Genomic DNA, 5,990 nt, shown 5'->3' on the forward strand with positions numbered 1-5,990 from the left:
TTTCTGTTAAAAGTATCCTCAGGGTTAATAGTCATTGGGATGATTATATATCTTTGTTACATTATTAAGTAGACCTTGAAATATTATTGCTGTATGGTGAAACATTATTTTTCTTTGTTGTTTCTTGTTCTTGTATTGTCCGGCGAGTTGTTTGCCCAAAACAAAGTAGACATTCATTCAGGGGGCTATCCCATTACTCCTGTGCCTTTTACTTCTGTGAAAGTGGTTCCTGAAAGCTTCTGGGGGCAGCGCTTGAAGGCTAACCGGGAAGTTACTATCCCTTTGGCTTTCAGAAAATGCGAGGAAAGCGGTCGTTATGACAATTTTGTGAAGGCGGCTCATCCCAGTGAAAAATACAAAGTCGGCGGGTCCCCGTTCGATGATACGGATGTGTACAAGACCATCGAAGGAGCCAGTTATTCTTTGCAGACTTATCCGGATGAGAAATTGGAAAAATACATAGACAGCATTCTTGTCATCGTGTCTGCAGCCCAGGAAGCGGACGGTTATCTTTATACTGCTCGCACCATGAACCCTAAGCACCCGCATGAGTGGGCAGGTCCGGAACGTTGGGTGTTGGTGGAGAGTCTCAGCCATGAGTTTTACGACCTGGGGCATATGATTGAGGGAGCTGTGGCGTACTATCAGGCTACTGGCAAACGCAATTTTCTGGATATCGCTATCCGTTATGCCGATTGTGTATGTGAAGCCATTGGTGACGCCCCCGGACAGAAATGCCTGGTGCCAGGGCATCAGATTGTAGAGATGGCTTTGGTGCGTCTTTATCTGGCCACCGGCAATGAGAAATATCTGAAGCAGGCCAAGTTTTTCCTGGATGCCCGCGGGCATACCGCCCGGCGTGATGCTTATTGTCAATCCCATAAGCCTGTGCTGGAGCAGGACGAGGCCGTGGGACATGCCGTGCGCGCTACTTATATGTATGCAGGTATGGCCGATGTGGCGGCTGTTACGGGCGATACGGCCTACATCCATACCATCGACCGCATCTGGGAGAACATTGTTGGCAAGAAACTCTACATTACGGGAGGTATTGGTGCCCGCCACGATGGCGAAGCTTTTGGTGACAATTATGAACTGCCGAATCTGGCAGCTTATAATGAGACATGTGCTGCTATCGGCAATGTGTATGTCAACTATCGTCTGTTTCTTCTGCATGGTGAGGCTAAATATTTTGATGTGTTGGAGCGTACGCTTTACAATGGATTGATTTCAGGTGTGTCATTGGATGGAGGAACTTTCTTTTATCCCAATCCGCTCTCCTCGGTTGGTAATTATAGCCGTCAGTCTTGGTTCGGATGTGCCTGCTGTCCCAGCAATATTTGTCGGTTTATTCCATCTCTTCCTGGCTATGTTTATGCTGTAAAAGGGGATGAAGTGTATGTTAATCTTTTTCTTCCCAATCGCGCAACGTTGAATTTGGGTAAGAAAAAAGTGGTGCTGGAGCAGGAAACGCTTTATCCGTGGAATGGTGACATCCGCTTGACCGTAGCGCAGGGACATTCGCCTTTTTGTATGAATATTCGCATTCCTGGTTGGGTGCGTAATCAGGTAGTTCCCAGTACTCTTTATACCTATGCTGACAACCAAGAGCTTGGTTATCGTGTAGAAGTGAATGGAGAGGCTGTAAAAGGTGAATTGAAAAATGGCTATTTATGTATTGACCGTATATGGAAAAAAGGCGATGTGGTAAATATTCATTTCGATATGGAACCCCGTTTGGTAAAAGCCAATGACCAGGTGGAAGCAGACCGTGGGCGCGTGGCCATAGAACGCGGACCGTTGGTGTATTGCGCTGAGTGGCCTGACAATGACTTTAATGTGCACAACATATTGTTGAATCGTTATCCTTCTTTCGAGGTGACTTGGCAGCCTGATTTATTGAATGGTGTTTGTACTCTTGTCACTCCCGTACAGGTGCTCAGTTACGGAGCTGACGGTAAACTTGTTGTACGGGATGCACGACTGACCCTCATTCCCTATTATGCTTGGGCTCATCGTGGTGAAGGAGATATGGATGTCTGGTTACCTATTGAAGTTGGTGCTTCTTCTGCTTCTCCTCTAATGGCTCCAAATCTGGAAGACAATGGCTTTTTTCACTAAAAGCCAATATTAATAGGGAGATGATTATGAACGTTCCTCTCAGAGGGGGGAATAAGTTTGGTTATTTCTGCTAAGCCGGCCAACGATGTGAAAGACACAGACAACTGTCTGTTTAAGATTACCGTAGAAACATAAAGCGGATAAAAGGGAAAGCGCTAACTGCATGGAATGAGGCAGTTAGCGCTTTCCTGTTTTTGTGGACCAGCCAGGGCTATAATTTGAGATTATATGAATCTATAAAAGGCATGTATAGTACTGAAATCTAACCCCTTATAAGGCTCTATTATCTTAGTATAATTCATAAAATGTCAACAGAATCATTCTCGGTTGACAAAAATAGCCCTATTTTGTCAACCAAGATATGAATAGGGGAAAATCAGATTTCCTAGTCTTATTTATCCCCCAAATGAAGTACTGTTTTTTCCTCAATTTCGTGGCCATAAAAATTTAAAGGATATGGCTACAATCAGAATGTATTTATCAAGTAAGCAGCAAAAAGGAAATGCAAAACATGAAATTCTTTTACGTATTTCAATAGCCCGCAATAAAGTATTTCGGACTAAATCAAATCTGTATGTTTTGTCCAAGTATTGGGACTCCAAAAAAGAAAAAATCGTAATACCACGCATCCATGTAAAAGAGCAAGGAGAATTAATTGCGTTACAAAAGCAGCTTGATACTTTATGTACTTTCATTTTGGCTAAGAGCATTACAGTTCCTATTGAAGAAATCAGCAAATCATGGCTTGAAAGTATAGTGCATGAATTCCATTTCGGTACACCAAAAACAGAGGATGGAAATGAAAAGGACTTTTTTGAGATTCTTAAGATTTTTATTTCCGTAAGGGTTAAACCAGGAAATCGTTCTGCCCAATTTGGAACGCTCATTAGATTGTTAAAAAGGTATGAATTATATCGTGGAAAAGGATTCTGCTTAAACTTAGACGATATTACAGATTTGGATTTGGTTCGCTTTGAAGAATTCCTGAGAATTGAGCATACCTTCTTTAACAAAAATGGAGTGTGCATCAAGCATATAAACATATATCAAACTTATCCTGAAGTTAGGAAACCCAAAGCAAGAGGTACTAACGGCATTCATTATATCATGAAGCGCTTCCGAACTTTTTATAATTGGGCTGTAGCAACAGGGAGAACAAACAATAATCCGTTCAATAAATATCAATTACCGACTTGCGTATATGGTACACCCTTTTTTATAACGACAGCAGAACGAAATAAGTTATTTGAATATGATTTTTCCGATGAACCAATGCTGGCCATACAACGAGATATTTTTGTTTTTCAATCTTGCATTGGAATCAGAACGGGTGATTTTTATCAACTTACAAAAGATAATGTAGTAGGCGACTCGATAGAATATATACCCAGTAAGACTGTTGATGAATCGGGAAAAACAGTCAGCGTACCTTTAATCGCTCAGGCCAAAAAGATTCTTTTGCGTTATAAAAACGAGAAGCGAGAAGCACTATTCCCTTTCATTTCAACGCAACACTATAATAAAGCTATAAAAAAGATGCTGAAAAAGGCTGGTATATCAAGAATCGTGACAGTCATTAATCCAATAACTAGGCAAGACGAACAGCATCCAATTTATGAAGTAGCTACGTCATATATGGCTCGTAGAAATTTTATTGGGAATCTATATAAAGAAGTAAAGGATGCAAATTTGATAGGCAGTATGACTGGACATACCGAAGGAAGTAAAGCTTTCGCTCGTTATCGTACAATAGATGAAGATATTAAACGCTCTGTCGTGAACCGATTGGAATAGTGAAATTCTCCATCCTGATTAGGGGAAAGGATACCGTTTATAGTAATTGTTTTCCCCTAACGTATAATTGTGAATTCCATAATTTTGCACCAGAATTTAACAAAAAAGATTATGGAAACAAAAACAGAAGTAGTAAACATTCTTAACATGATTGCTGACATGATAGCCAATCGTGTAGTAGAACAAGTAAGGCAAATGCCAGATGCAACTAAACAAGCGGATTCTGGCAGGAAGCTATATACTATTAAGCAGGTGTGTGATATGCTTCACATATCTAAGTCTAAGCTGTATCGGCATAAAAAAGAAGGCCGATTAGTTCCTACTAAATATACGGGACGTAATCCGTTATTTAGTCAAGACTCCATTGATAATTACTTAAACAGTTTTAATTATTAAATGTCTGAAAAAGAATTAAATCCTCTGACCGAGTTATCGGAGGAGGTAGCTGTTTGCACAATAGTAAAGAATGAAGTGATTAATAACGATGGTGTTCAGCCTCAGTGTAGTGCTACGACTGATAGTAACTGTAGCACACATAACAATAATAACAGCGTCTTAAATAAGAGCTAATGATAAGATTATTTTTAAGTCCTGTGACCGAGCAATCGGAGCAGGCAACCGCTTATGCAGCGGATGGTAAAATGAACTACGGTCTTATGCCCCAATTTAGAGCTGTGACTGATAATAATTTAACGTTTAAAATGTTGAATAATTTAAATATACAATTATGGAAAAGGTAAATATAGTAAAAGTTAGCGCAACAATTATTTCACTTGCAATTGGAGGTGTCAGTGCCTATCTTTGGTATGACAGAATTTATGGTTTCTTGTCATTCCCGTTAAAATTGGCAGATAAGACAGGCTCTTATATTGGAAAAAGTTCAAAATGAAAAACGACAGGTATATTACTAATATTCTGATGCGTTATTCATCCAAACTCAATCTTTGGATACCATGAAAAGGGTTCCCTGTTTATCGTGAATACAACGATCCTTCCTTAAACCGCTTTCTTAAGATCCATATAAGACCTGACGGTTCAAAATACCTGGATCTAAAATTTCCTGGGATAGTTGAACTGGATGAACTCGTTGCAGACTGCTATGTCCCCAAACCTATGGATGGAAGGAAATACGAGCTTGTTCATAAAGACGGGAACAAAGGGAATTGTAGTGCCAGCAATTTGGAATGGCGTGTACTCAAGCAATTCTCTTCTCTCGATCCGATCAGATCCATACAAAAGGACTTATGGGTAAATTTTGATGGCACAGTATGGAAAGAGAAAAGTAAAAAGAATGAAATTCGTGTCACTATCGATATTGGTGACAGCGATACAGACAGAAATGTTCCTATTCCCGAGCCATACATCAGTTATCGGATCAAAAACAAATACGGTAGCTACGAGGACAAACATATCTCAATGGATGAACTGATGGACATGGCTGAATTTGTGGATGGAGATAAGACAATACTGAAACGCCCCCAAATACTTCATAAGGATGGGGATTATCTGAACTGGAGTGAGGAGAATCTGGCATGGGTGGAGGAAGACAGTCCGGAATATCAGGCCTATCAGCAAAAGAAAAAGGAGATGCTGGAACAAAGAACGATCGCCCTGAATCCGAACCACCCGAACCCTTTAATGAAACCCAGAAATATGGTGTAATGATAAAATTTTGGAACGCTATCCAATGAATGTTTGAGTAGATTGCTGAATATCTTAATCCTATTTTAGCACGAGAAAAAGGAGACAGGTACTTTTAGGGTACTTGCCTCCTTTCATGTTATATTCCAAATAACGTCTTAATCCGGTACTTCTTCGCTTCTTCCTTTTTCAAGTAAAGTTTTTGGCGTTCACTCCCGAAAAAGGCACGGTTGGCGTTATAATTGTTGATAACCATTCCTTCTATGTCCGATTCTGAAATGCCATGCTTCCCGAATGTAGCTTTCAAATACTCCAGGGCATTCTCATAGAGCACCCCATAAAGGCATAACCATTTGGCTCGGGAGAGAATGGATTGATGTCTGTGCCCATCTTCATAGGAATCTGGGTAATCTTTCCTCCAATAGACATCCACA

General features: G+C 40.4%; 5 protein-coding genes and 1 pseudogene. 5 read left to right on the forward strand and 1 reads right to left on the reverse strand.

Translation table 11 applies throughout. From position 1 onward, the window contains the following. Nucleotides 1-93 precede the first annotated feature (93 nt). From M3090_RS14610 to M3090_RS14630, 5 genes are all read left to right on the forward strand, one after another. A complete protein-coding gene (locus M3090_RS14610) occupies nucleotides 94-2,121 on the forward strand; it encodes a glycoside hydrolase family 127 protein (protein WP_249057561.1) in 2,028 nt (675 codons plus the stop codon). 456 nt (nucleotides 2,122-2,577) lie between these two features. Then, entirely contained in the window at nucleotides 2,578-3,915 is a 1,338-nt protein-coding gene (locus M3090_RS14615) for a phage integrase SAM-like domain-containing protein (RefSeq protein WP_249057562.1), read from the forward strand. Between the two features lie 111 nt (nucleotides 3,916-4,026). Next, complete coding sequence (locus tag M3090_RS14620) at nucleotides 4,027-4,311, forward strand: helix-turn-helix transcriptional regulator (RefSeq protein ID WP_249057564.1); 285 nt, start codon at nucleotides 4,027-4,029, stop codon at nucleotides 4,309-4,311. Between the two features lie 331 nt (nucleotides 4,312-4,642). Beyond that, nucleotides 4,643-4,804: a hypothetical protein gene (locus tag M3090_RS14625; RefSeq protein WP_249057565.1), complete on the forward strand. Its 162-nt coding sequence runs from the start codon at nucleotides 4,643-4,645 to the stop codon at nucleotides 4,802-4,804. Nucleotides 4,805-5,028: 224 nt separating this feature from the next. Continuing rightward, nucleotides 5,029-5,577, forward strand: a complete 549-nt coding sequence (locus tag M3090_RS14630; RefSeq protein ID WP_249057567.1) for a hypothetical protein — start codon at nucleotides 5,029-5,031, stop codon at nucleotides 5,575-5,577. A 118-nt stretch (nucleotides 5,578-5,695) separates the two neighbouring features. Here the strand turns inward: M3090_RS14630 and M3090_RS14635 are convergent. Beyond that, nucleotides 5,696-5,990 (reverse strand): annotated as a pseudogene (locus tag M3090_RS14635) (virulence protein E); the annotation flags it as partial.

Origin of the sequence: Bacteroides sp. ET71, from assembly GCF_023336905.1 — a bacterium.
Lineage (GTDB): Bacteria > Bacteroidota > Bacteroidia > Bacteroidales > Bacteroidaceae > Bacteroides.